Raw genomic sequence first — 23,235 nt, forward strand, 5'->3', positions numbered from 1 at the left:
ATCGCAAATACCTGCGGTTGAAAGCTTCCCTCTTGGTGAAAATTAGTTTTCAAATGATTTTAAACCCGCGTAGACGGGGTAAAATTGTTTCCATTGACCGGTTTTCATGGTGTTAAATATGTCCTATTGGCTCCATCCGATAAACAATACAAGCAACCTAGGAGATATTTCGTGACCCGCCCTTACATCATTCTTGTGATAATCGTCGTGCTGACGGTGGTGGGCGACTACGCATTGAAATTGGCCGCCGGCAAGACCCAGCCATTCATTTCGATGTGGTTTGTATCGGGCGCGGTTTTATACGCCGCTACTGCAATGGGGTGGGTGATGTTGATGCAAACCCATAACCTTGCGCAGATCGGCGCGCTCTATAGTTCGGTTACCATTTTGGCACTGACAGCCGTCGGGTATTTTGCGTTTGGGGAGACCCTGACAGTGAAGCAATGCTGCGGTCTGATCGCTGCCCTGCTGGCAGTTTATCTTGTTGAAGCCTGAGTGAATTGAGGATGAGTTCCAATGTTGCTAGTAAAACATTTTGTTACCCAAAGCCCGATCCATGACTTAGGATTATTTCTGGGCGAACCCGTAACAGCGGGCACTTTGATCTGGCGCTTTGAACCGACATTTGATGTCGAAATCCCAGAAGCAATGCTTGAAAATTTGGACCCAGAGGATGTTGAAACCATCTGGCACAATGCAGAATATATCGAAGAACGTGGTGTATTTCGGTTGGGAAATGACGCTGATATCTTTATGAACCACAGCGACGAGCCAACGCTGATCGATCTGGGTGATGAAATGGTGGCAGCGCGCGATCTGCTTCCTGGCGATGAACTGACCTGTGATTACCGCGCTGTGCGTGTCCTGGGTTTCAGCCCGCTGAACACTCGCCTGAAGACCGCCATCGCGTCATGAACAATGGCTCGCTGCCACGGCAGATTGTGTTTTTGGTATCATTGGTTTTGGCCACATTTATTGGTGTCCTGTGGTTCTCGGTTTTTTCTATCCGCGTGGCGATGGATGACAAGGCCGCTGAAAGCACCACGGTCTTGATGCGTGGCCGATTGCAAGCGTTGCAAGGCCAAACGGCATTGATTGCCAGTGATTATCACAATTGGACCGATATTTATCTGGCAGCGGCGCAGCAAAATTACCGGGAGCTGTCATCGAATTACGGCATCACGGCGGCGCGTGGTGATGTCTTTGATTTTGCCGAAATGTTTGATGGCCCTTTCCCAAAGCCCGTATCATGGAGCGCGGGACAAGGTCTTGCGCCGCAAAAGGGTTTCCTGACCGAGAGCACATTGCACGCATTGCGCCGTAAAACCCGAAACCTACAGATCGAAGACCGCGAAACCTTCAATTATTTCGGCGCATTGAATGGGGAGCTGGCGATGTTCAGCGCGTCCCGATTGCTGCCAGAAAACAGCATTCTATTACAAAGCATCGATATCGACGCGACCGCAATCGCGACAATTGGTAAGGTCATCAGCGATGACCAGTTACAACGTATCGCAGCAGAGCTGAACGTATCCGCCCTGCACACCCGTTTTACCCCCCCGCCCAAAAACCTGTCCCAGCTGCGCCTAAGCGGTGTGTCGGGCGAAACCGTCGCCTATCTTGCGTGGCAGCCGCCAACGCCCGGCACGAATTTATTCGACAAAATGTTCTGGGTTATGCTGGGCGTCACGCTGACCTTTACCGCCCTGTCTGTCACCGCCACGCGCCTGCTGCGCGATAAAGCGCGCGCCTTGATCCGGAAAGAATCCGAAGCGGTGGATCAGGCCAGAACCGATCCGTTGACAGGCCTGCCCAACCGCCTGGCGCTATGGGAACATCTGGCAAACCTGTCTGGCCCCAAACCCAGACCCTGCGCCATACTTGCAATTGATCTGGACCGGTTCAAACAGATCAATGACGTCGTCGGGCATGTTGGCGGAGATCTATTTTTAAGCGAATTCTCCAAGCTGATTGCAAAGCTGGCAGACGCAAATACATTCGTCTCGCGCTATGGTGGCGATGAATTCTTTATCATTTTCTCCTGCCCGAATAACCTGCGCGGACAGGTGGCCCGCAAAACCACCGAAATCGGTGAAATTTTAAAAACCCGTATCCCCTGTGGCGATGTTGTCTTCGATATCACCGCGTCAAAGGGGCTGGCCTATTCGCGGATTGAAAATTGGATCCCGGAAGAGCTTTTGCGCCGCGCGGACCGCGCGATGTATGCAGCCAAATTGCAGCGAACCCAAGATGTTGTTCTATATGGCCCCGAAATGGAAACGAAGGACAACGCCAATACCGCGATTGAGGTCGCGCTGCGCTCTATCAAGAAACCATCGGCAGAGTTCAGCTTTGCCTATCAGCCTATCATCTGCGCCGCACATCCCGATAAGCTGGTGCGGTTGGAAGCTTTGGCGCGTTGGCACAGCCCGGTATTAGGCCATGTCCAAACAGAGGATTTTATCCGCGTCGCGGAACTGACAGGCCTGATCGTGCCACTTGGCTGGACGTTGTTGGATATCATTTGCCGCGACATGTGCGCCCATCCAGAAATCAATGTCAGCATCAACATTTCCCCGTTGCAGATTATGACACCAGGATTTGCCAATGATCTGGCTGACCGCGTCGCCGGACATGGCGTAGATTGCGCGCGTATCGAAATCGAAGTTACCGAAAATATCGTAATTGAAGATGACGCCACAATTTCAAAAGAGCTATGGGTGCTGCGTTCCAAAGGATTTAGCGTGGCATTAGATGATTTTGGCACTGGATTTTCATCGGTGGGCTATTTGATCAATATGCCCTTCGATGTGCTAAAAATCGACCGCAGCTTTATTTCCGGTGCTGATCACACGGATTCGCACTATACAATGGCAAAATCCATTATCGGCCTTGCCCATGCACTGGGGCTAAAGGTGGTCGCAGAAGGCGTGGAATGCGCCAAAGACATGGATAATCTGCGCGGGTTTAACTGTGACTTTTTACAAGGCTACCATGTCGGGCAACCTGCGCCGATAGGCGACGCCATCGCGGCATTCAAAGCATAGCCATGCGCCAACTTAATGCGTGACCGCCGGGCCGTCATCATCATGGCCAACGATATGTTGCAAGGAATGCTGCAACTTGGCCGTATTACAAGGTTTGGGACAACAGGCCGAGCCGGGATAATTTTCATCGATTTCCCATTGCTCAAGGTGGCCTGAATGAAAAATCAAACCTACCTCAGCTTTGTATAGGACGTCGGCCACAGGATAGACCTCGCCATCGCGCAGGCGCACATCCAAAATCGCCGCATCGGGAAGCGGACCGCCAGCTTTCAAGGCCGCCAGCGCGTCCCGCACCGATGCGAAGGGACCAATAACATCAAATCCGAAATCTTCGATCATGAAACGCAGATCCAGCGCGACAATCGCCTCATCTTCACAAATCAAAATACGGCTGCGAGGCGACGGGTCATTGTGCGAGTTCTGGCTCATAAGTTAAAATCATCCTGCGTTGCGTTAGAGAGGTGTCGGTGCTGACCGAGCCATGCAATTGTGCTGCAGACAATTGTACCAGCGTTGAACCGAAACCTGCCGTAGTCTTCACAGGTTCAATGCGCGCCTCATAGGTTTCGTTCCACTCCAAAGTGATTTCTTCGCCATTTTTTTGCCAATTGATCATCAAATCGCCGGTCAACGGTCCAAGCACGCCATATTTTGACGCGTTGGTTGCCCATTCATGGAAGATAAGTGACAGCGCAGTCAGGTCATGGCTTTCAACGGAAACCTCCGGTCCATCCATCTCAATTTTTGAATGTCCTACATAGGGGGATAGGGTCATCGACAACACCTCATTCAACGTTACCTTCATATGACGACCCTTGGCGGCGCGCTGGGTCATATCATGTGAGCGTGCCAGTGCATTGATCCGACGTTCGATCCCTTCAACCAGCTGCGGCACCTCGCGTGTGCTTCGTCCCGCAATCCGTATCATCCCGGAAATAATTGAGAACATATTCTTTACGCGGTGGTTCATCTCACGCAGCATCATCTCACGAATGCGCACCGCCTCATCTTCGGCCGTGACGTCAAACAATACGCCTAAATAGCGGGTTTCGCGCGCGCTGCTGACGCGGCGGCCCACAAAATGCAATGTGCGCGCCTGCCCCATATGGTCGACCGAGAACCGGAAATCGATTTCATCATCTTCACCGTCTTTTAGCAGCATCTGCCGCATCACCTCGGGGCGATCTTTCTCGGTCACATGTTGAAAGAAATCAGAGACAGTGACCGTATTATTTTTCAACCATAAAAGCCGCGCTGCGGTATCATCAAACTGAAGCCCGTCATCGGCGGGGTTGAACTCCCAAACGCCCATATTGGCGACATCCAGCGCCAGCCGCAGACGCTCCCCTTCTGAACGCAGCGCCGCTTCCAGCCGCAACGCTTCGGTCAATTCGGTGAACACCAACGTGGCACCATCACATGTGTCTTCGTCACGAAAATACGGCGTAACCACCAGTGACCATGTCTGACCAGAGGTCAAAGACCGCACCCGCCGGTGCTGCGTCTGCGATGTGCTCATCACCAGTTCAACGGCCTCTGTGACATCTGCTGGATTGGCCAATTTGCTGGTGACTTCGGACAATGGGCGCCCACGATCGCCTTGACGGAACGGATAGATCCCATCGATTGCGTTGGTGAAATTGCGGATCCGCATAGCACGGTCCAGCACGATCAACGGTAAGGATGTCGAGCTGAAGAAATTCGACAGGTCCGCGTTGGCCACCGACAGCTCATCCACCTTACTTTTCAGCTCATCATTGACCGTGGCCAGTTCTTCATTCGTCGATTGCAACTCCTCGTTCATCGACATCATTTCTTCATTTGAACTTTTCAGCTCTTCATTTGCCGTTTCCAGCTCTTCGACGGTGGTGTTCAACCGGTCACGGGTTTCGCGTAAATCATCTTCCAACCCCCGCACATCATCGTCAGAGGCCTGGAATTCTTCCAAATCATCGTCGTCAAGCGCGGCAAAGCGATCACGTTCCCGGAACACCAACAAAATCGCATCATCGCCCACCGGCTCTGCGATCAATTCAAAGGCTTGATGGCCGAACTCTGACCGCGCGATCAGATCACGCAAGATCACGCGCCGTCCTGTGTCATTCACCTTCCGGACAGCGGCCGAAATCGGCTCTCGAACGCCCGGCAGCGCGACCGACGTCGCAAAAACAGTTTCGCGGGGTTCAGGCGTGGCTGCCAGATATTTGCTCAGCTTCCCCGTGGCCCTGATTACCTCACCATAGTGATTCACCCGCAGGCTGGGCGGTGCGTAGGCTTGTAACAAACGGCTCAGCACTGGATCTGCCTTCTGCGCCGGCAGTGGCACCGCCGCCAATTTCGGCACAATTGGTCGGGGTTCTTGTTGCCCAAGCACCGGCAAATCCAATTGCGCATCGACCTTGCGGAACAACCGCGCGTGCACATCGATCGGGGCAAAGAATGACTCGTATTGGCCCAAGGTCTCAGACGATCCAAGAAACAACGTCCCCCCGGTGCGCAGGGCATGGTGAAACGCCGGAAAGGCCAGATTTTGCAGGTTCGTTTCAAAATAAATCAACAGGTTTCGACATGAAATCAGGTCGACCTCTGCAAAAGGCGCATCGCGCACCACCGAATGATGTGAGAAACGGACGCGGCTGCGCACCGCCTCTGACACGGTGAAAACGTCATTTCCCAACACAGCATATCGATCGCGCAGCGTCTCTGGGATGTCAGGAAGGGCTGACAATGAATATTGCCCCGCCCGCGCCATGTTCAGCATCGTGTCGTCAATATCTGTGGCGAAAATCTGAAAGTCGATCTTGCGCTGCTGAACACGGATTTCTTCCGCCACAAGCATCGCGATAGAATAGGCTTCTTCGCCCGAAGAACAGCCCGCAACCCACAGCCGAAGATCCCTTTGTGCGCCCTGCACCATCGGTCGCAGCACCTGATCATGCAAAGCGTCAAAATAGGCGGTATCACGGAAGAAACGGGTCATATTGATCAACAAATCTTGGTAAAGTGCCTGACATTGCCCAACGTCAGAGCGCAGGGACCGCAGATAGGCCAACGGATCGGACAGGTCAGATAATTGCATGCGTCGCAAAACCCGCCGGATCAAAGTGGAGCGCTTATACTGTGAAAAGTCATGGCCGCAGCAATGGTCAACCACGGCGCAAATATCAGACAGCGACTGTGCAACAATTTGTGATTGATCGCCCGGATCGCGACGCATCGCCGCAAAATATTGCTCTAGGCTGGGGCAGATATCCTCGGGCAGGCGGATATAATCGACCGAGCCGGTGCGCTGCGCTGCCAGCGGCATTCCGTCATGTTTCGCGCTTTCACCATGCTGCGCGATGCAGATACCGCCATGTTCTTTAATGGAACGCAAACCGCGGCTGCCATCGGTTCCGGTGCCCGACAAGATCACACCCGCCGCCCATGATCCCTGATCTACCGCAAGGCTTTCCAAAAATTCGTCAATCGTGCGCCGGACACCACGGATATGTTTCAAATCTGTCAGTTCCAACCGGGAATTCGCGATACGCAACCCGTGGTTTGGTGGGATAATGAACACTTTGCCGGCGCACATGATATCGCCGGTCTGTGCCTGCACCACCTTCAACCGCGTCTGCCGGGCCAAAAGCTCGGCCAAAAGACTGCTGTGATCTGGGTCCAGATGCTGCACGATCACATAGGATATTGCACCCGCAGGGTCGGCCGTGTTCAACATGGCGCGCAAGGCGTCAAGCCCGCCTGCAGATGCCCCAACCCCCACAATTCCAAGCCGACCATGTTGTGTCTGAGTGTTCATTGCAGCCGCTCAATCTTTATGCCCGCAGGCACCGTCCCAAAATTATCTTGCCCTTGCGTATGGCGCGGCGGCGAGGCCTGAAAATACACTCATCGCCACGATGCCCAATGTCGGCGCATGCGCATAAAACAACAATCGTCTATGCCAGTTAGGGCTAACCCTCGACCAGACGAGGCCATCGATGCGTTTTTTATAAAAACCTGAGCACAGCACAAAAAAACTGGCGGGATTTCTCCGCCAGCCTTTGTTTCGCACCAGACAATTGACGTGTTGGCCAAATCAGAATGTCTTGGACAGCCCCACATAAAAGGCACGGCCCGGTTCATTAAACGTATTCGCGCCATCGCCTGTGCGTTTAATCTGCTTATCAAACAGGTTGGTCACGCCACCGGTCATTTGGAATGTGTCGCTGATTTCATAGCGTGTTGTCAGATTGGCAATCGTATAGGGATCACGCGATTGCGTGCTGTATCCGCGCCGAATGTCATTATTGGTATAGGCGTTTTGGCGCGCGTCGATTTTACCATAATGCGTCAGCGATGGGATGATCGTCCATGCCTCTGTCGCCTGCCATTCCAACGCCGCATTGACTGTGTATTTCGGCACAAGGCTAAGCGGATCGCCGGTCTCTTTATTCTCGGATTTCGCCATATAAGTGAAATTGGTGGTCAACTTCAGATTGTCACCCAAGGGGGCTGCAAAGCTACCTTCGACACCTGAGACGACCGCGCGTGGAATATTTTCCCACTGGAAAAGATTTTCGCCATTTACACTGCTCAACAGGTTGGTGCCTGCCTGAATTTTATTGCGGTAATCGTTATAGAAAGCGGTGACCGTCGCATCGATCCCTTGCATCCCGGAATACCCGACTCCGATCTCAATATTGGTTGAGGTTTCAGGATCCAAGTCCGGGTTGCCCAGAACGTAGCAATTGCTCAGGCTGGTATCGAAGCCAATGGGACAGCCATTGCCGCGCGTGCGATACACATAGCCTTCGCTCAGCTGATACAGGTTCGGCGCCTTGAACGCCCGTGCAATGCCAAATTTCGCGGTCCATTCTGGTGAAATCTCATAGGAGGCGTTGATCGAACCCGAGATATTCGCGCCAAAGCTGTCCGACCAATCCGCCCGGATGCTGGGCGCGATATCCAGACGGTCGCTCCATTCGATATTGCCCTCGCCGTACAGGCCGATCAACGTCTGGTCGACGATCGGGTCACTGCTGACACTGGCGCGCAACTCATCCGACGCACTGGCGCCATCTAGCAAGGACTGGCCCGTGCTGATCGACACCGGATCATCGATCCGCTCATATCGAATTTCACCACCCAAGGTCCAAACCGCCTGTTTCCCGGCGATCTGACCGGGCATATCCCATTCAGTTTTGGCCGTGATATTGTCCAGCTTAGCTGTCGCAAATTCAGCCGAATTAATCCGCCCTTCGGTGCTGCCCGCCGACCCCTCATTCAGGCGTTTGTTGTCAGTATGCTCATATTGAATATAGCTGGTCGATTCACCAAAGGAGTAGGTGCCGTAATGGGTGATCGCCGCCGTTTTGCGTCGCATGATATTGGTTTCGCTGCCCACCAATGCTTCGGTCAACTCGGTGCCGTTGCTCAGCTGGCTGTCACCGGCATAGATATTGCCCTGCCGGCTGTAGCCGACTTCAAAATCCACCCGGTGCATGTCGTCGATATCCCAACGTAGCAACGCACCGATATCTTTATTCACAACGCCTTCCTTACCCGCGGGTGAGATGCAATCCTCATCCGCTTCGCAGGCCTCAATGTCGTTGATATTGGGATCATCGCCATCGGTCTTGTTATAATTCCCGGTCAAGCGGAAGCTGAGACTGTCATTGATTGGGCGCGACCAAATCACGTTCAGGCGGCGTGTTTCGCCCTCCATTCCGCTTTCTGGCACGGTCCATTGTTCGCTGATCGTCAGGTTTTCGGTGTCAGGTTTCTTGGTGATGATATTCACCACCCCCCCCGCCGCACCAGAGCCATAGCGCGCCGCAGCCGGGCCACGAATAACTTCGATCCGTTCGATCAACTCCGGTGCAACCCAGTTGGAATCACCGCGTGTATCACGCTCCCCACCCCGGCCCATACGCACCGCATTGCGCGACAACACCGGCTTGCCGTCGATCAAGATCAACGTGTTCTCTGGCCCCATCCCGCGAATATCAATCTGACGCTGGTTGCCGCGCTGCCCCGTCGCCGACGCCCCGGTCAGGTTTACGCCGGGCATCTTGCGTACCAATTCCGAAATATCATTGGCCACCGGCATTTCTGCGATTTCTTCGGCGCTAATTTCGGAAACACCCAAAGATTGCAGCACCTCTTCTTCAAAAGACAAAACCGTAATTTCGTCCAGCGTGAATGTATCGGTCCCTGAAAGGGTAAAATCGAGCGCCTCATCATCAGTCAAATCCTGCGCCAATGCGGGAAGTGCCGCACAGGTCATGATTAGCGAGAGGGCGGTCGACATGCGCGTAAAGCGTGCCATGTCGCGGCTCCTGTATAATTGGTTTCCCGCTGGCACATGGTCTTCACGCGATCGTTCATCGCTGTGATTTCGGCTGGCTTATCACCGTGCTAATCAACCTCGGCCTTGGCCGCAACACGCAATTCCCGACAAAAACCGTCGGTCACCAAATCTCACGGTGACGTGATGATCATGCCAAGGATCTGAACATCATGCGCCAAGTGACAACGCTAGGCGTGCGAAGGCAAGCTCGGGCGTTTCAACCCCACCATTTGTCAAAGGGAGCTGCCAAAATGCATCGCCTGCGGCATAAGTCCCCGGATGCAAGCCACCGCGCAAACATTGGCTTACGACACGGATTTGGACGCCCTTTAACATGGCCTGTGCAACAACCTCTCCCAAATCGGCGCGGTCGGGAAATGTGCCGGAGCCATAGATGCGCAAAACCACCCCCTCAAAGGCCAGCAATTGCGCCTGCAGCGCCCTGGCGGACAGGCCCGGCACCATCGTCACGACCCCAAGATCCCGATCCTCGGGAAAACGGCTTCCATGGGGCGCTACAGCAAAGCCGGGCTGCGGAATCGACACGAACGCATCGCGTGCATTGGATATTTGTTTGCTCAGCCCGGCTGCCGCAAAGCTTTGCCCCTCCAACACAGCTTGAACGCCTGTGGCCGCGCTCAGCGCCAGTTCCAGCGCGTGAAGCAATGTAGGCTCGGCATCTGCGCCCTGTCCGACCGGCTCCATTGCCGCACACAGACACACGGGTGCGCGTTCAGGCGCAATCACCTGTGACAGCGCGGCCGCGGTGTATGACAGCGTATCGGTGCCATGGGTAATCAAAACGGGCCAGCCCGCATGCGCATCCAGAAGGTCCAGCAAACGGTTCCAATCCGCTGGGGTAACATTTGCACTGTCCAATAGCGGATCAAAACTGATGGTTTTCAAGGCCACATCAGATGGCAAGTGAGGGGCCAAAAATGCGGCAATTACGCCCTGCCCCGGTGTGAGCCCCTGTGCCCCCGGCACCATGCCAATCGTGCCGCCGGTATCAATCAACAAAAGGCTGCGCTGGGTCATTTTGGCTCCGCGTGCTGAACATGTGGCGCTGTTGCTATCAAAGCCACGGGTCAAGGCAAGACCCTTTCACCGCCTGAGTGGCTTTTCGCCGCGCGCCATCCATCCGCTTAGCGCCCGCGCCATGGTCGGACCAAACAGCACCACTGCAAACAGCCTGATCACCTGCATCGTCATGATAAAGGACAGATTTGCTTCGCTATGCACCGCGATGATCGCGATCGTTTCAATTGATCCGGGGACGGTCGCCAATATCCCCGTCATCAGATCCACACCCACAATCTTTGCCAGTGCGAGCCCCGACAGACCACACAGCGCCATCAGCGCCAATGACCCAAGGATGACAGGCCACAGCACCGACAACGCATGGTGCAAAATTTCGGGCGTGAACCGCAATCCCACCTGCGTGCCCAATATGAAATACGTCACCACTAACAGCCATAGGGGCAAATCCAATGTGATCCCTCCGGCCATCTGCCAGACCACCGCCGCCATCAATGGCAGCAATGTCGCACCGGCGGGCAATGGGATAAAACGCGCAAGGATCGGCCCGACAATCGCGATCACCAGCGTCGCAACAACCCCCATTGCCGTGGCCGGAGCGGCGGTCGCAACCGGACCGGCAGGATCTTCGATCAACGCGCGTGAGACAGCCGACATCACCACGATCACCACCAACACCCGGGTAATTTGCAAAAATGCCACCAACCTGCTGTCGATGCCACGTTCCTGGCTCATGACAATCACCGCGCTCGCCATGCCCGGCAAAAACCCCCAGATTGAGACTTCGGGATCCACCCGCGTCATCGCCCCCATCGCGACACCCACAACCCCCGCCAATGCCAGTGTCATTGCGGCGAACAGCACAACCACGGGCCACATGGCCACAATTCGATCCAACATATCGGGCGTCAAATATTGCGCGATCAATATTCCAACCACCCCTTGGGACACCGCCATCGCATGCGGCGACACCACAATACGCGTCCCGCGCACCCCCAACACAATCGCCACGGTTAACGGCCCCAGCAGCAATGCGGCAGGCATATGGATCAACGACAACAGCCATGACAATGTGCCGCCCCCGATCATCAAACAAATCAGCTGCATCAGGGTTCTACGGTCACACAAAATGGGGGACAAAGGGGGGCTCCGATACGTCATGAAAGTCGCACATCAACACGTGCGTCTGGACAGATCCTGTTTGGGTCAGATCCGAATTGGGCGGGGGAATAGCAACGATCAGACCCGGCCCTTGGGCGTTAATGCCTGCAGCCCATCAGGCCCATCGCCTGCAATCATCTGCGCCAATATGCGCCCCGTGGTCGGACCAAGGGTCAGCCCCTGATGCCCGTGGCCAAAGTTGAACCACAAGCCGGCGTGGCGCGGGGCTGGCCCGACCAGTGGCACCATATCGGGCAAACAGGGACGATGGCCAAACCAACGCGCCCCTACCGGTTCGCCCAATTCCACCCATTGCGCGGCCGCCTGCGCGCCGCGCTGCAGCTGTCGGGTTTGTGCGGGCGCATCCACCCGCACCAGCTCTGCGCCAGTGGTGATGCGCAACCCCTTGGTCATAGAGCCCATCACAACACCCGCGTTGGCAATAACATAGGGGCGCGACAGAGGCGTAGGTATCTGAAAATGCTGATGATAGCCGCGTTTACGCACCATCGGGATACGGTATCCGAACCGGGACAGCAGATCCGGCGACCAAGGGCCAAGTGCGACAACAACATGATCTGCAGAAAGCGTGGCACCTTGGCTGCGCACCGTCCAGCCCGCGGCAGTGTGGCGTAGGCTTTCGGCATCGCCCAGGACGATTTCGCCACCGCGTTTGACGAACAGATCAGCATAGGCTGTCACCAACGCGCCGGGGTCGCGCGTGCTCCAGGTATCGGGCCAAAGCACCGCGCCTTGCGGGGTGCGGCGCAAACCCGGCTCTCCCGCGCGCAGTTCTGCCCCGGTCAACAGCTGACCACGCACGCCCCATGTGCTGCGCATCCGCTCCATCTCCTGGGCGGCAGCGTCAAAGCTGCGCGCTGTGTCATACAGCTCCGCCATGCCAGTTTTGCGGATCAGGCCCTGCGCACCAGCCGGCCCAATGAATGCATCGTGATCGCCGGTCGCACGTGCGATCAAAGGCGCATAGCTTTGTGACAATACCGCGTGTCGATCCCGGGCAGAGGCACGAAAATACCGCCATAGCGGCATCAAAATACTGGGCAAATCACGATAATGCCAAACAACATCATTGGATCGCCCTGTCAGATAAGACCATATCGTGGTCCAATCACGCGGTATTGCGTAGGGCTCTGCAGCCTCGGATTGGATCACACCGGCATTGCCAAAGCTGGTTTCATGCCCGGGTGCCTTTCGGTCCAACACGGTCACCGCGTGTCCTGCCTCTTGCAGCGCCAGCGCCGTGCCGATTCCGACCATGCCAGCGCCAAGAATAACTATGTCCGACATGGTCGTCTCCTTTCTGGATCAGCCCTCAGCAATCACGGTGATTTCCACCTTTGCATCAATCATCAACGCACAACCGATCGTGGTGCGCACCGGATAGGGCTGAGGAAATTTCGCAGAATACACCGCGTTGAATCCGGCAAAATCCGCCGGATCGGTCAGATAGCAGGTTGCAGAGACAACATTGGACAGGTTCAGCCCCTCGGATGCCAGAGTTTTTGCGATCGCATCGATGCAATTTTCCGTCTGGGCGGTGATGCCTTTGGGCATCGTGCCATCAGTGGCAAAGCCCAGCTCTCCGGACAGATAAAGGGTCGAACCGATGCGGCGGGTTTTGGACAATGGAATGGACATCAGTATTTCTCTTTCGTTGGTTTATTCAAAGCTAAGGAAGCCAGGCGCATTGCGCAGCGCAGGGGCAGCCGCCAAGGCCGTTAGATCAGGGCGGCGCGGGGCCAAATCAGAAAGGCCTGCGATCACCGCCTCTAATTCCGCCGCCACAGCCAGAACACCCAGATCATCATGGCGCTTACCGATGATCTGCAGGCCAAATGGCATGCCATTGGCATCATGGCCACAGGGGATTGTGATGGACGGATGCCCCGCCAAAGTCGACGCATACGCCATTGCCAACCAATGATAATAGCTTTTGGTAGCGACCCCGTCGATCTGGGTCGGATATAGCTCATGCCAATCACGCGGGCTGATCGTCACCGCCGGGGTGATCAGATAATCATGTCTTTCGAAAAAGCTTTGCCAATCGCGATAATAGCGGCTTTGCGCAAACAAGGCCTGCGCCACGTCTTCGGCGCTATAGCTGCGCCCCTCTGCCACATTGTCATGCACATTCGGGCCAACCAGATCAGGATGATCATCCACCAGCTTGGGATGGGTGCACAGGAATTGCACCGCGCGCAGCACCGAAAAGATCCGGTCCGCCCCGTCACAATTTGGATGCGCCTCGTCAACTCCCGCCAAAAACGGTGCCAGCTGCGGCACGACTTTGCGGAAGTGGTCGCGGATAATTCCCTCTACCGGGGCAAAACCGAAATCTTCGGACATCGCGACACGCAGCGAGGACAAATCGACACGCGGAAGATTTCCAAATGAGGCGGGCGCCCAAGGCGTTGCCCCATCTATCACCACGGTGGATGGATCGTCACGATCCGCCCGCGCCAGCACTTGCAGCATCAAACCAGCATCTGCCACAGAACGCGCCATCGGACCAGAGGTGGGCAAAGGGATCAACGCCGTGCCGCGCGTATTTCCGGGCACAACACCCGGGCTGGGCCGAAACCCTACGACACCGCAAAACGCGGCAGGATTGCGCAGCGAGCCACCGGTATCCGATCCCGTCGCAAGCGGCGCATACCCACATGCCAGCGCCACCGCCGACCCCCCTGACGACCCCGCGCAGGTCCGCGTCACATCATATGGATTGGCAGTGACACCATAGACCCTGTTGCGGGTATTGCCCCCCGCGCTCCATTCCGGGTTATTGGTCTTGCCCAGCGGCACCGCGCCTTGAGCGCGCATCGCAGCCACGATCGCATCATCTGTGCTGGCCATATTGTCACGAAAAATCTCGGATCCGAATGTCGTCGGCAGGCCCGCAACATCGATCATATCTTTCACGCCAAAGGGCAGACCATGCAGCAGCCCCAATGGTGCGCCCGACATCACCGCGGCCTCTGCCGCTTTGGCACCTTGTCGCACAGCATCAAAATCCCGCGCGATCAGGGCATTCACCGCGTGGTCCAGCGCATCAACGCGCGCAATGCAAGCCTGCGTCAGCTCCACCGGAGACAGGTCTTTACGCGCAATCATCCGGCGCGCCTCAAGCGCACCTAGGTCTGCAGGATCAGTCGAGGCCACAGTCATACCATTGTCCTTCTCAAATCATACTCAGGGGAAAGCGCATCCCCGCGTTCGACAAATTTTTGATATTGGTCTTCGGGCACAAAGGCGCCGCCAGTCGCCCAGACCACATGCACCACCCGCCCTGGATCAACCCCGGCCAGATAGTCGCGCATAAAGGCCTGCCCCGCAGGTGCATCTGCCATCAGCATCGGCCCGCCGAAGCCAGCCGCAGCAGAGGGCTCCAGCCGAAGCCCCGCCTGCTGTGCCGCCGCCAGCCAGCGAAACAGATCCTCATCACCTACGGTGAACACCCCGGCCAAGCGCCCGCGCATCTTCCGTGCGACCAAATCCGACATGGTGGCAACCGCCATACCATCCGCCTCTGTCCGATTGCTCAGGCCGAAATCATATACCGTCTGGCCGCGCCGGTCCCCATGCATCATCTGCAACAACGCCGAGGGCGATTGCACCGGCTCTGCAAAAAACGGGTGGACATGCGAGCCAAAAGCGCCGCGTGCCCCATAGGCGATCCCACCGGGCGCACCGCCAATCCCGCAGGGAAGATGCAGTACCAAGGGCCGGTCCGGCCCGATGGTCAGGCCAATATCTTGCAATTGCGCGCGCAGCTCTTGCGCGGCGGCACAATAGCCGTTGAATAGCAGCTGACTGTCTTCATCATCCACAAAATGTGCCAGCGGGTCTTCCAGGGCGGCGGCCCGCGCCACAGCTACGGCGGTTGAATAGTCGCTGTCGTGGCGGACAACCGTCACCCCCAGATCGCGCAACCGCTGCACTTTCCACGGCTTGGCATCCATCGACATATGCACCGCCACCTCATAACCCAATGCGCGCGCCGCAATCCCCACGCTAAGGCCCAGATTACCGGTGGACCCGACAGAGATCCGGCGCTGCGCGAAGAAGGCCCGTGCTTCATCTGCCGCAAGCAGTGCCGGATCGTCATCAGGGCCAATTACGCCCGCCTCTTGTGCCTGACGCAGCGCGACCGAGAACACTTCGAACACGCCACCGCGTGCCTTGACAGAGCCGGCCAGGGGCAGCGCATGATCGCCTTTGACCAACAAACGCCCAACCGTGCGTTTGTAGCCAAAGCGGGCGGCCATATCCGTCAGGTCGAACAGATCCGAACCAATGCGACCCGACGCGCCCAACTGCGCAAACACCGCCGCCAATGCCGGCGCCAAAGCCCGCCATGCGGCAACGGCCTGCGCCAGATCGGCCTGGGCCTGTGGGTCTTCTGCTGGATGATAGGCCGGATCGGACCAAAACACGGGCTGCGCGGCGCACACCTTCGCCAAAACAGCCTTTTGGTCATAAGAAAGTGTCATCCAATCAATGCCTTGCGCAGCATATTCCCGGCCAGAACCAGCACGGTCAACGCAAAGACCAGCCGCAAGTGCCCCGGGCTTAGCCGATGCGCCAGCCGGACCCCAAGAGGCACCGTCAACGATGCCGTCACCATGATCAACGCCACCGCAGGTAGGTTAACATAGCCCACCGTCAGCGGCGGTTTGCCTGTGATATTCCAGCCTGTCACCAGAAAGGCCAAAAAACCCGGAATCGAGATCAACAACCCAAACCCGGGCGAAGTGCCCACCGCGCGGTGCGGTGGCACGCTATAGGCGGTTAGCAATGGCACCGTAAAGGATCCGCCACCGATACCCATCAGCGCAGAAAAGAACCCGATCAAGGCGCCGTAAATCCCGCTTAGCGTCCGCCCCGGCAGCGTTTGCGACAGTCGCCAACTACGCTTGCCCAACAGCATATACAGCCCAACACACACCCCGATGATGCCAAAGACCAATTGCAGCTCATGGCTGCGCAATACAGTTGCGGCCAGAACGCCGATCACGGATCCAATAGCGATAAACGGCCCCCATGTGCGAATGATCCCAATATCAACGGCACCGCGTTTGTGATGCGATGTCACCGATTTCCACGAGGTAAAGATGATCGTTCCCGTCGATGTCGCCACGCAGATCTGCATCAATTGATCGGGCTGATACCCCAATGCGGTGAATACATAGAAAAAGGCCGGAACCAGCACGATCCCCCCGCCCACGCCCAACAGGCCCGAGATAATACCCGCAACCCCGCCTGCCGCGGCAATTGTTGCAAAAAGGATGATTAGATCACTCATTTCCGGCCTCCGATGCACCAAGATGTGCGATATCTGCAAATAGCCCGGTCATGCCCAAAAGGGCCTGCCGCGCCAAGGGCAGCAAAATATGTTCATTGGGCGCGTGCTGATTGCACCCGGCATAGCTGTGCGGGATCCAGATCGTTGGCAGCGCCAACACGTCGGCAAAGCAATCATTGGGCAATGAACCGCCAAGATTTGGCAGCAGATGCGGCGCACATCCGGTGGTCTGTTGCAAGGAGTTGGCCGCGAATGTCACCCAAGGATGGTCAGGGTCCAGCCGCGTCGCGGGAAAGCCTGCGGTCTGGGTCGGAACAATCTGCACGGTGCCAAAGCCATGTGCATCCAGATGACGTCGCAGGGCCGGCAAAATATCCGCGACATCTGTGCCCACGACATAGCGCAGCTGACAGCTCGCTCGGGCCCAGCCCGAAATCGCATTCACGGGCGCATCTGGCACGCCCGAAACCATTGCCAGAACGGCAAAGCTGTTCCAGCCAAATACGCGTTCGGCCATCGACAGGCTGTCTTCACCCCAATCGGGATCAAGCGGCACGCCTGCCTGAATCGGGGGCAGCGCAGCCAGCACATCGCGGATCCGGGGCGTCAGGCTGTCAGGGCGCCATTGCGGCACCTGAATCTGCCCACGCGCATCGGTGATAGATGCCAGCGCATGCGCCAGTATAATCGCAGGATCAGCCAATAGCCCGCCGAAATTGCCCGAGTGATGCGCCCCCTCTCGCAGGTCCACGCGCAAATCGAAACCAATCCCGCCGCGCGACCCGGTGAAAACCGTCGGCACATCAGCGGACAATCGCGGCCCATCCGAGGCAATAAGCACATCCGCGCGCAATGCGCCCGCATGGGTTTCGCAAAAGGCCTTCAACCCGGTAGAGCCAACCTCTTCGCCCATCTCGATCACTATTTTGGCGTTGAAGCACAGCGCATCTTGCGCCGCGATCAGCGCCGCCATGGCCTGTAGGTTGATCAAATGCTGCGATTTATTATCGGCCGTGCCGCGCCCATACAGCCGATCGCCATCCTGGGTCAGGGTGAACGGATCCAGCCCGGCTCGCCACTGTTCTTCTTGTCCGCGCACCACATCCCCATGCCCGTAACACAACACCGTGGGCAGGGACGCGCCCTCAATCCGCGCGGCGGTCAGAATTGGCCCGCCACCAGGGACCGGATTGTCATGAATCTGCGTGTCGAACCCCAGATCCTGCAGCAAAGGCTGCATCGCCTCTGTCAGATAGGACATTAAATGCGGCTTACCGCGCGGATCCTGGCTTTCGGTTGGCCGCGCCACCAGCCCCGCAAGATCCGATTGAAAGGCGCCACTGTCGAAATACTGCTTTGCCGCTGCAAGCGCGGCCTGCCGAACCGTCATCGCGCTGCCTTGCATGTTTCCGCAATCCCGTCCCCCCATGGCGAGAATGTCTCGGTCGTGCCGGAATTCACCACGCCCTCGCGCATCACCCCAGCGGGGCAGGCAAAGGCAAAGGGGAAAGGCAGCCGCTGTGCATGGGCCACCGGAAAGACGCTGGCAACCGCATCGCTGACCGGGCCGCGCAGTCGTTCATCCAGAACCACCAGATCCCCGCCTGACACATCGAGGCGCGGCGCCTCAATTGCGTCTTGCATCGTAGCGCCTTGTTCGATCAGCTGGCCCGAGATCTGTGCGACGGCGGGCATGATCTTTCGCCCCCCAGACGCGCCCAACGCAAAGCGGCGCGGACCTGCCTGTCCGACAATCGGGCAGACATTCATCAAACAACCTTTATCCGGACCAAGCGAGTTGGGCTTACCCTGTTCCGGGTCGAACCACATGATCCCATTGTTCAACAACATCCCCGTAGAGGGTGACACTGCCCGCGACCCGAAGATCGACAGCAACGTCTGAGTCATCGCCACCATATTGCCGTGCCGGTCCACGATTGAGAAATGGGTGGTGCAGCCCGGCGCCTTGGGGTTTTCATGGTCGCCCATCTGCGTCAGCCGTGCGTCATAGGCATCATACAGCCCCTGCGCACGCGCCAGATGGGCCGCAGGTGTCTGCGCCTGATCGGGGGCGTAGCTGGTCTGCCACCTTGCCATAGCATCCGCCAATGTCGGGCCTGCCGACAGTTCCGGCACGGCCCAGAGCGCACCGTTGCGAAAGGGGATATGCAATGCCTCTTGCCACGCGGCGCTGTAACCCGCCAGATCCTGCGCGGTCAAAAAACCGCCCTTATCAGTAACATCACGCACCAGCGCGGCGGCAATATCGCCTTCATACAGGTCCCGTGGTCCGGCATTGGCCAGATGATCCAACGTATCTGCATGGCGCGATTGATCCAGCCGTTGATCGGCCAGCGCGGTCCAGCCCGATCCTTTGGGCCATTGCCCATCGTCCAAAAACAGCGCCGCCGCATCGGGGTCTTGCGCCAGCTCCCGCGCCGAAGAGGCGATGATCAATGCAGCATAGTAATCAACATGCAGTCCAAGTTTGGCATGCGCAATCGCCGGTGCCAGCAGCTCTTTCCACGGTAATGTGCCATAGCGGCCATGCGCTTTGGCCAAACCATCCACTGTGCCGGGCACCGCGACCGACGATCCGCCAATGATATTGCGATCATCGACCAGATGTTCCCAGGGGAACAAATCACCGGCCTTACCGTGACCTGACAGTGGATAATACGACGGATCCAATGCCGCAGAAGATCGCATACCGTAGTGCAGGGCCTTTGCGCCCTCCCCCTCGCGCCATAGCATCATGGCACCGCCACCCAAGGGGCCGGACATCCAGGGCTCTAGCACACCAATAACAAAGCTGACGGCAACAGCAGCATCAACCGCATCCCCACCTTGCGCCAAAATGTCGGCACCCGCCTGCGCAGCCAATGCATGCTGTGCTGCCACCACCCCGCCAGAGGTTGCGGTAACACCGGGTTTACGGGTGGTCTGCGACGGGGCGAAAGATCCGCTCATGGTGCTGCAACGATCATGGCAACGAACGACAATATGTTGAGTGGTCCCATTGCGGTCAGCCCCTTCTTGATATGTATCCAAAACAATTGCAGCGCCTGCATATACGGGCCATCCCTACGCCCGGCGCAGGCTGCCAGCGCGATGGGCAATCCGCGATTTGGGTCAGGCTTTGGAATGGTTATAAATTGCATTCGATCTTCGCAAGTTGTATACAATATCACCACATTAGGCAACTGTCGACAATTCCACAATGACAAACACCTCCAAAACCGCAACCCTGATTTGCACTGAAATTGAACGCCGCATCGCCGCCGGGGCCTATAGCGACGGTGAAAAGCTAAGCGAACAGGGATTGGCCGCCGAATTTGCCGTGTCACGCACGCCATTGCGTGAGGCGTTGCAGATCTTGCAAGGACTGGGACATGTGGAATTGATCCCCAACAGGGGCGCCTTTGTGCGGCGACCGTCTATCACCCGATTGGTTGAGATGTTCGAGGTCATGGCAGAGATGGAGGCATGGTGCGTGCGCTTGGCCACCGCCCGGATCACACCGGCACAGCGTTTATACCTGCGCCAGGCCGCCACGGATTGCGACAAAGCCTTGGCCGCAAACAACCCAGAAGCCTATTTTGAAGCCAATGGCCGGTTGCATGGCACGATATACGAGGCCTCAGGCAATTCTGTTTTGATGGAAGAAACACAGCGCATGGTACGCCGTCTACGCCCCTTTCGTCGCAGTCAACTGAACCTGACCGGGCGGCTAGAGGCATCAATGCGTGAGCATGATGAGATTTTAAACGCCATTGAGGAAAATGAGCCGGAGCGCGCCGCGGCCCTGATGCGCGCCCATATTAATATATTATCGCAGAGCTACGATCAGTATCTTGCACAGATCGAGGGACTGCCGGGGCACACACATTAAGATCAGATGCCAAGCATTCTGCCCTACACAATACCGCAGCCCCCCGATCAGTGACGTTTCAATTCACGCAGCTGACCATCGGCAGAGAACACCGCCTCTAGCTCGGTGCGGTCCTGGAAGACCCCACCCAATTCGATTTTATCGTCCAGCTCCAGTTTTTCGACACGAAAATCATTGGTGAAATCTGGCTGTTCCAGAACGGATCGCGGCAAAAGCGACGCGACCTCGGCCAAGGGGAAACCACGGCGGTCCTGTGCCTCGATCTCATCAATACGGCCATTGGCTCTCAGATCAATTTCAACCTGCGTGCCAGATGGCAATGTCGCGATATAAACCGCGCCATATTTATCAAAATGGGTTTGCCGAAGATCGCGCGCCCCAAGGTCGACGATCTGCTTGGTTGAAATAGTGTTTTGCGCGGTAGCGGAAATCGTCGGCACTGCCATCGCCACAGCAAGACACCCCGTTGCAATAAATCCAAGTTCCAGCAATTTCATAGATATGGTTCCTGAGCGTTTTACCTTGGATTGAACGTGGGGGCAGGCAGGCTCCGGCGCAACGCAAGTTCACACCATCGTGTGTGACGGGGGCAGGCTTAGCCCCCGCCCCCTTCCTGCGATGCCGCTCAACCATCCTTATAGTAATAGCTATAGCCGTTCAGCGCCGGCGCCCCACCCAAATGGGCATAGAGCACCTTCGATCCTTCGGGGAAAAAGCCTTTCTTGGTCAGATCAATCATTCCCTGCATGGATTTCCCTTCATAAACCGGATCCGTGATCATCGCTTCGGTCTTGGCGGCCAGGCGGATCGCGTCATTGGTTTCCTCTGAAGGGACACCATAGGCAGGATAGGCATAATCAGGATTGATCACGATTTCATCTTCGCGGATATCGCGTCCCAATTCCAACAACTGCGCAGTGTTATCGACGATCTGGCGCACCTGCGCGCGGGTCTGTTCAACGGTGCCGGACGCATCAATCCCGATCACCCGATCTGCGCGATCTTGCGCGGCAAAGCCCACGATCATCCCCCCTTGCGTCGACCCTGTCACAACACAGACAACGATGTAATCAAACGTAAAGCCCAGCTCTTTTTCCTGCGCGGCGACCTCTTGTGCAAAGCCAACATAGCCCAGCGCGCCATATTTATGCACCGATGCGCCAGCCGGAATAGCATAGGGTTTTCCGCCCCTATCCTTTACCGATCGGATGGCATTTTCCCAGCTTTGACGAATGCCAATATCGAACCCATCTTCGACCAGACGCGATTCCGCGCCCATCAGCCGGGTCATCATAATATTGCCCACCCGGTCATAGACCGCATCGTAATGGGGCACCCATTTTTCCTGCACCACAACGCAATCCATGCCGATCTTGGCAGCCGTAGCCGCAACCATCCGCGTGTGGTTCGATTGCACACCCCCAATAGACACCAGTGTATCAGCGCCAGAGGCGATGGCGTCCGGCACAATATATTCCAGCTTGCGCAGTTTGTTTCCGCCCATTGCCAACCCCGAGTTGCAATCTTCGCGTTTGGCATAAATGTCGACCTTACCGCCCAGCGCCTGCGTCAACCGCGGCAAATGTTCAATCGGCGTCGGACCAAAGGTCAACGGATAGCGTTCAAATTTTTCGAGCATGTCTCTTCTCATTTGTTGGACGCGATCAGGCTAACGAATAACGAATGAAAGGTGCTTGCGTATATTGTAAATAAATTACAGCTACTGCATCACTGGATTATACAATAGTTCACTTCGTAGCTACATATATGGATAAAAATGGAAGATCCTTTCAGACAAACTATCGACCGAATCGATCTGAAAATTTTGCGCGCTTTGCAGCATGACGGACGGCTAAGCAATGCCGATCTGGCGCAAAAGGTGCATGTCAGCGCGGCAACCTGCCATCGCCGCACGCAGCGGCTGTTTGAACAGGGAATAATCACCGATGTTCGCGCGCGGGTCGAACCGGCGCGAGTCAATCTGGGGGCGCTGGTGATGGTTGGTGCGGTATTGGACCGCTCCACCCCTGACAGTTTCGCAGCTTTTGAAGCTGCAGTGCTAACCATGCCCTCCGTGCTGGAATGTATTCTTGTAGCGGGAGATTTTGACTATTTATTGAAAATACGCGTAGGCGACATGAAGGATTTCAACCGCCTTCACGGGGAACAATTGATCACCCTACCCGGTGTGCGCCAAATCCGCACATTCTTCGCGATCAAAGAGGTCAAGGACGGCACACCTTTGCCGATCTGATCAACCCAGCATGACCGTCGCCCATTACGGGTGTAAGTCGGTCCAAAGTTACTATGGGCCGTCGAAAACCGCTCCTAATGACGAGGACTTATTTCGCACATAATTTGACTGAGAACAAAGATGCCACGAAAATCGGGATAAGATCCCGCGAAGCCTAAAAATTAATAAGAAAAACCCACCGAAACGGGC

The 23,235-nt window shown here is 56.5% G+C and carries 19 protein-coding genes; 5 read left to right on the plus strand and 14 right to left on the minus strand.

Going from position 1 to position 23,235, the window contains the following annotated elements; translation table 11 throughout:
* Positions 1-171 precede the first annotated feature (171 nt).
* The 3 genes from BFP70_RS16360 to BFP70_RS16370 are packed head-to-tail and all read left to right on the plus strand — an operon-like array spanning position 172 to position 3,047.
* Positions 172-495, plus strand: a complete 324-nt coding sequence (locus tag BFP70_RS16360) for a hypothetical protein (protein ID WP_066012717.1) — start codon at positions 172-174, stop codon at positions 493-495.
* A gap of 21 nt (positions 496-516) precedes the next feature.
* Positions 517-915 carry an SET domain-containing protein-lysine N-methyltransferase gene (locus BFP70_RS16365; RefSeq protein ID WP_066012718.1) on the plus strand — a complete coding sequence of 133 codons (399 nt, stop codon included), beginning with the start codon at positions 517-519 and terminating at the stop codon, positions 913-915.
* Positions 912-3,047 carry a bifunctional diguanylate cyclase/phosphodiesterase gene (locus tag BFP70_RS16370; protein ID WP_066012719.1) on the plus strand — a complete coding sequence of 712 codons (2,136 nt, stop codon included), beginning with the start codon at positions 912-914 and terminating at the stop codon, positions 3,045-3,047. The genes BFP70_RS16365 and BFP70_RS16370 overlap by 4 nt, the downstream gene beginning before the upstream one ends.
* Positions 3,048-3,059: 12 nt before the next feature.
* On the opposite strand, the gene BFP70_RS16375 is transcribed toward BFP70_RS16370, so the two are convergent.
* From BFP70_RS16375 to BFP70_RS16430, 12 genes are all read right to left on the minus strand, one after another.
* The gene (locus BFP70_RS16375) at positions 3,060-3,476 is read right to left on the minus strand and encodes a response regulator (RefSeq protein ID WP_066012720.1); all 417 of its coding nucleotides are present in this window, start codon (positions 3,474-3,476) and stop codon (positions 3,060-3,062) included.
* Complete coding sequence (locus BFP70_RS16380; protein WP_066012721.1) at positions 3,454-6,846, minus strand: CheR family methyltransferase; 3,393 nt, start codon at positions 6,844-6,846, stop codon at positions 3,454-3,456. Before BFP70_RS16380 ends, BFP70_RS16375 begins: the two co-directional genes overlap by 23 nt.
* A 279-nt stretch (positions 6,847-7,125) precedes the next feature.
* Positions 7,126-9,357 carry a FepA family TonB-dependent siderophore receptor gene (locus BFP70_RS16385; protein WP_066012722.1) on the minus strand — a complete coding sequence of 744 codons (2,232 nt, stop codon included), beginning with the start codon at positions 9,355-9,357 and terminating at the stop codon, positions 7,126-7,128.
* 189 nt (positions 9,358-9,546) lie between these two features.
* On the minus strand, positions 9,547-10,416 hold the full coding sequence (locus tag BFP70_RS16390) for an asparaginase domain-containing protein (protein ID WP_066012723.1): 870 nt from the start codon (positions 10,414-10,416) through the stop codon (positions 9,547-9,549).
* 66 nt (positions 10,417-10,482) lie between these two features.
* Positions 10,483-11,523 carry an AbrB family transcriptional regulator gene (locus tag BFP70_RS16395; protein ID WP_066012724.1) on the minus strand — a complete coding sequence of 347 codons (1,041 nt, stop codon included), beginning with the start codon at positions 11,521-11,523 and terminating at the stop codon, positions 10,483-10,485.
* A gap of 132 nt (positions 11,524-11,655) precedes the next feature.
* Positions 11,656-12,885: an FAD-binding oxidoreductase gene (locus BFP70_RS16400; RefSeq protein WP_066012725.1), complete on the minus strand. Its 1,230-nt coding sequence runs from the start codon at positions 12,883-12,885 to the stop codon at positions 11,656-11,658.
* Positions 12,886-12,903: 18 nt separating this feature from the next.
* The gene (locus tag BFP70_RS16405) at positions 12,904-13,236 is read right to left on the minus strand and encodes a RidA family protein (RefSeq protein ID WP_066012726.1); all 333 of its coding nucleotides are present in this window, start codon (positions 13,234-13,236) and stop codon (positions 12,904-12,906) included.
* A gap of 21 nt (positions 13,237-13,257) precedes the next feature.
* Positions 13,258-14,763: an amidase gene (locus BFP70_RS16410; protein WP_218059684.1), complete on the minus strand. Its 1,506-nt coding sequence runs from the start codon at positions 14,761-14,763 to the stop codon at positions 13,258-13,260.
* Positions 14,760-16,088 (minus strand): D-serine ammonia-lyase, encoded by a 1,329-nt coding sequence (locus BFP70_RS16415; RefSeq protein WP_066012727.1) that lies wholly within the window; start codon positions 16,086-16,088, stop codon positions 14,760-14,762. Before BFP70_RS16415 ends, BFP70_RS16410 begins: the two co-directional genes overlap by 4 nt.
* Positions 16,085-16,900: a sulfite exporter TauE/SafE family protein gene (locus BFP70_RS16420; protein WP_066012728.1), complete on the minus strand. Its 816-nt coding sequence runs from the start codon at positions 16,898-16,900 to the stop codon at positions 16,085-16,087. Before BFP70_RS16420 ends, BFP70_RS16415 begins: the two co-directional genes overlap by 4 nt.
* On the minus strand, positions 16,893-18,290 hold the full coding sequence (locus tag BFP70_RS16425) for a M20 family metallopeptidase (RefSeq protein ID WP_066012928.1): 1,398 nt from the start codon (positions 18,288-18,290) through the stop codon (positions 16,893-16,895). The genes BFP70_RS16420 and BFP70_RS16425 overlap by 8 nt, the downstream gene beginning before the upstream one ends.
* Positions 18,287-19,870: a gamma-glutamyltransferase gene (locus BFP70_RS16430; RefSeq protein ID WP_066012729.1), complete on the minus strand. Its 1,584-nt coding sequence runs from the start codon at positions 19,868-19,870 to the stop codon at positions 18,287-18,289. The genes BFP70_RS16425 and BFP70_RS16430 overlap by 4 nt, the downstream gene beginning before the upstream one ends.
* Positions 19,871-20,120: 250 nt before the next feature.
* On the opposite strand from BFP70_RS16430, the gene BFP70_RS16435 reads away from it, so the two are divergent.
* Positions 20,121-20,792 carry a GntR family transcriptional regulator gene (locus BFP70_RS16435; protein ID WP_066012730.1) on the plus strand — a complete coding sequence of 224 codons (672 nt, stop codon included), beginning with the start codon at positions 20,121-20,123 and terminating at the stop codon, positions 20,790-20,792.
* Positions 20,793-20,839: 47 nt separating this feature from the next.
* On the opposite strand, the gene BFP70_RS16440 is transcribed toward BFP70_RS16435, so the two are convergent.
* Positions 20,840-21,289 (minus strand): hypothetical protein, encoded by a 450-nt coding sequence (locus BFP70_RS16440; protein ID WP_066012731.1) that lies wholly within the window; start codon positions 21,287-21,289, stop codon positions 20,840-20,842.
* A gap of 128 nt (positions 21,290-21,417) precedes the next feature.
* Positions 21,418-22,431, minus strand: coding sequence for a 1-aminocyclopropane-1-carboxylate deaminase (locus BFP70_RS16445; RefSeq protein ID WP_066012732.1), 1,014 nt, complete (start codon positions 22,429-22,431; stop codon positions 21,418-21,420).
* 138 nt (positions 22,432-22,569) lie between these two features.
* On the opposite strand from BFP70_RS16445, the gene BFP70_RS16450 reads away from it, so the two are divergent.
* Positions 22,570-23,046, plus strand: a complete 477-nt coding sequence (locus BFP70_RS16450; protein ID WP_066012733.1) for an Lrp/AsnC family transcriptional regulator — start codon at positions 22,570-22,572, stop codon at positions 23,044-23,046.
* Positions 23,047-23,235 lie beyond the last annotated feature (189 nt).

It is taken from the genome of Thioclava sp. SK-1 (assembly GCF_001705665.1).
In the GTDB taxonomy this organism is placed as follows: domain Bacteria; phylum Pseudomonadota; class Alphaproteobacteria; order Rhodobacterales; family Rhodobacteraceae; genus Thioclava.

What these genes read in the sequence shown, in the direction of transcription:
- BFP70_RS16365 (WP_066012718.1), top strand. Translation starts at nt 517, where the DNA reads ATGTTGCTAGTAAAACATTTTGTTACCCAAAGCCCGATCCATGACTTA.
- BFP70_RS16370 (WP_066012719.1), top strand. Translation starts at nt 912, where the DNA reads ATGAACAATGGCTCGCTGCCACGGCAGATTGTGTTTTTGGTATCATTG.
- BFP70_RS16375 (WP_066012720.1), bottom strand. Translation starts at nt 3,476, where the DNA reads ATGAGCCAGAACTCGCACAATGACCCGTCGCCTCGCAGCCGTATTTTG.
- BFP70_RS16380 (WP_066012721.1), bottom strand. Translation starts at nt 6,846, where the DNA reads ATGAACACTCAGACACAACATGGTCGGCTTGGAATTGTGGGGGTTGGG.
- BFP70_RS16385 (WP_066012722.1), bottom strand. Translation starts at nt 9,357, where the DNA reads ATGGCACGCTTTACGCGCATGTCGACCGCCCTCTCGCTAATCATGACC.
- BFP70_RS16390 (WP_066012723.1), bottom strand. Translation starts at nt 10,416, where the DNA reads ATGACCCAGCGCAGCCTTTTGTTGATTGATACCGGCGGCACGATTGGC.
- BFP70_RS16395 (WP_066012724.1), bottom strand. Translation starts at nt 11,523, where the DNA reads ATGCAGCTGATTTGTTTGATGATCGGGGGCGGCACATTGTCATGGCTG.
- BFP70_RS16400 (WP_066012725.1), bottom strand. Translation starts at nt 12,885, where the DNA reads ATGTCGGACATAGTTATTCTTGGCGCTGGCATGGTCGGAATCGGCACG.
- BFP70_RS16405 (WP_066012726.1), bottom strand. Translation starts at nt 13,236, where the DNA reads ATGTCCATTCCATTGTCCAAAACCCGCCGCATCGGTTCGACCCTTTAT.
- BFP70_RS16410 (WP_218059684.1), bottom strand. Translation starts at nt 14,763, where the DNA reads ATGACTGTGGCCTCGACTGATCCTGCAGACCTAGGTGCGCTTGAGGCG.
- BFP70_RS16415 (WP_066012727.1), bottom strand. Translation starts at nt 16,088, where the DNA reads ATGACACTTTCTTATGACCAAAAGGCTGTTTTGGCGAAGGTGTGCGCC.
- BFP70_RS16420 (WP_066012728.1), bottom strand. Translation starts at nt 16,900, where the DNA reads ATGAGTGATCTAATCATCCTTTTTGCAACAATTGCCGCGGCAGGCGGG.
- BFP70_RS16425 (WP_066012928.1), bottom strand. Translation starts at nt 18,290, where the DNA reads ATGACGGTTCGGCAGGCCGCGCTTGCAGCGGCAAAGCAGTATTTCGAC.
- BFP70_RS16430 (WP_066012729.1), bottom strand. Translation starts at nt 19,870, where the DNA reads ATGAGCGGATCTTTCGCCCCGTCGCAGACCACCCGTAAACCCGGTGTT.
- BFP70_RS16435 (WP_066012730.1), top strand. Translation starts at nt 20,121, where the DNA reads ATGACAAACACCTCCAAAACCGCAACCCTGATTTGCACTGAAATTGAA.
- BFP70_RS16440 (WP_066012731.1), bottom strand. Translation starts at nt 21,289, where the DNA reads ATGAAATTGCTGGAACTTGGATTTATTGCAACGGGGTGTCTTGCTGTG.
- BFP70_RS16445 (WP_066012732.1), bottom strand. Translation starts at nt 22,431, where the DNA reads ATGCTCGAAAAATTTGAACGCTATCCGTTGACCTTTGGTCCGACGCCG.
- BFP70_RS16450 (WP_066012733.1), top strand. Translation starts at nt 22,570, where the DNA reads ATGGAAGATCCTTTCAGACAAACTATCGACCGAATCGATCTGAAAATT.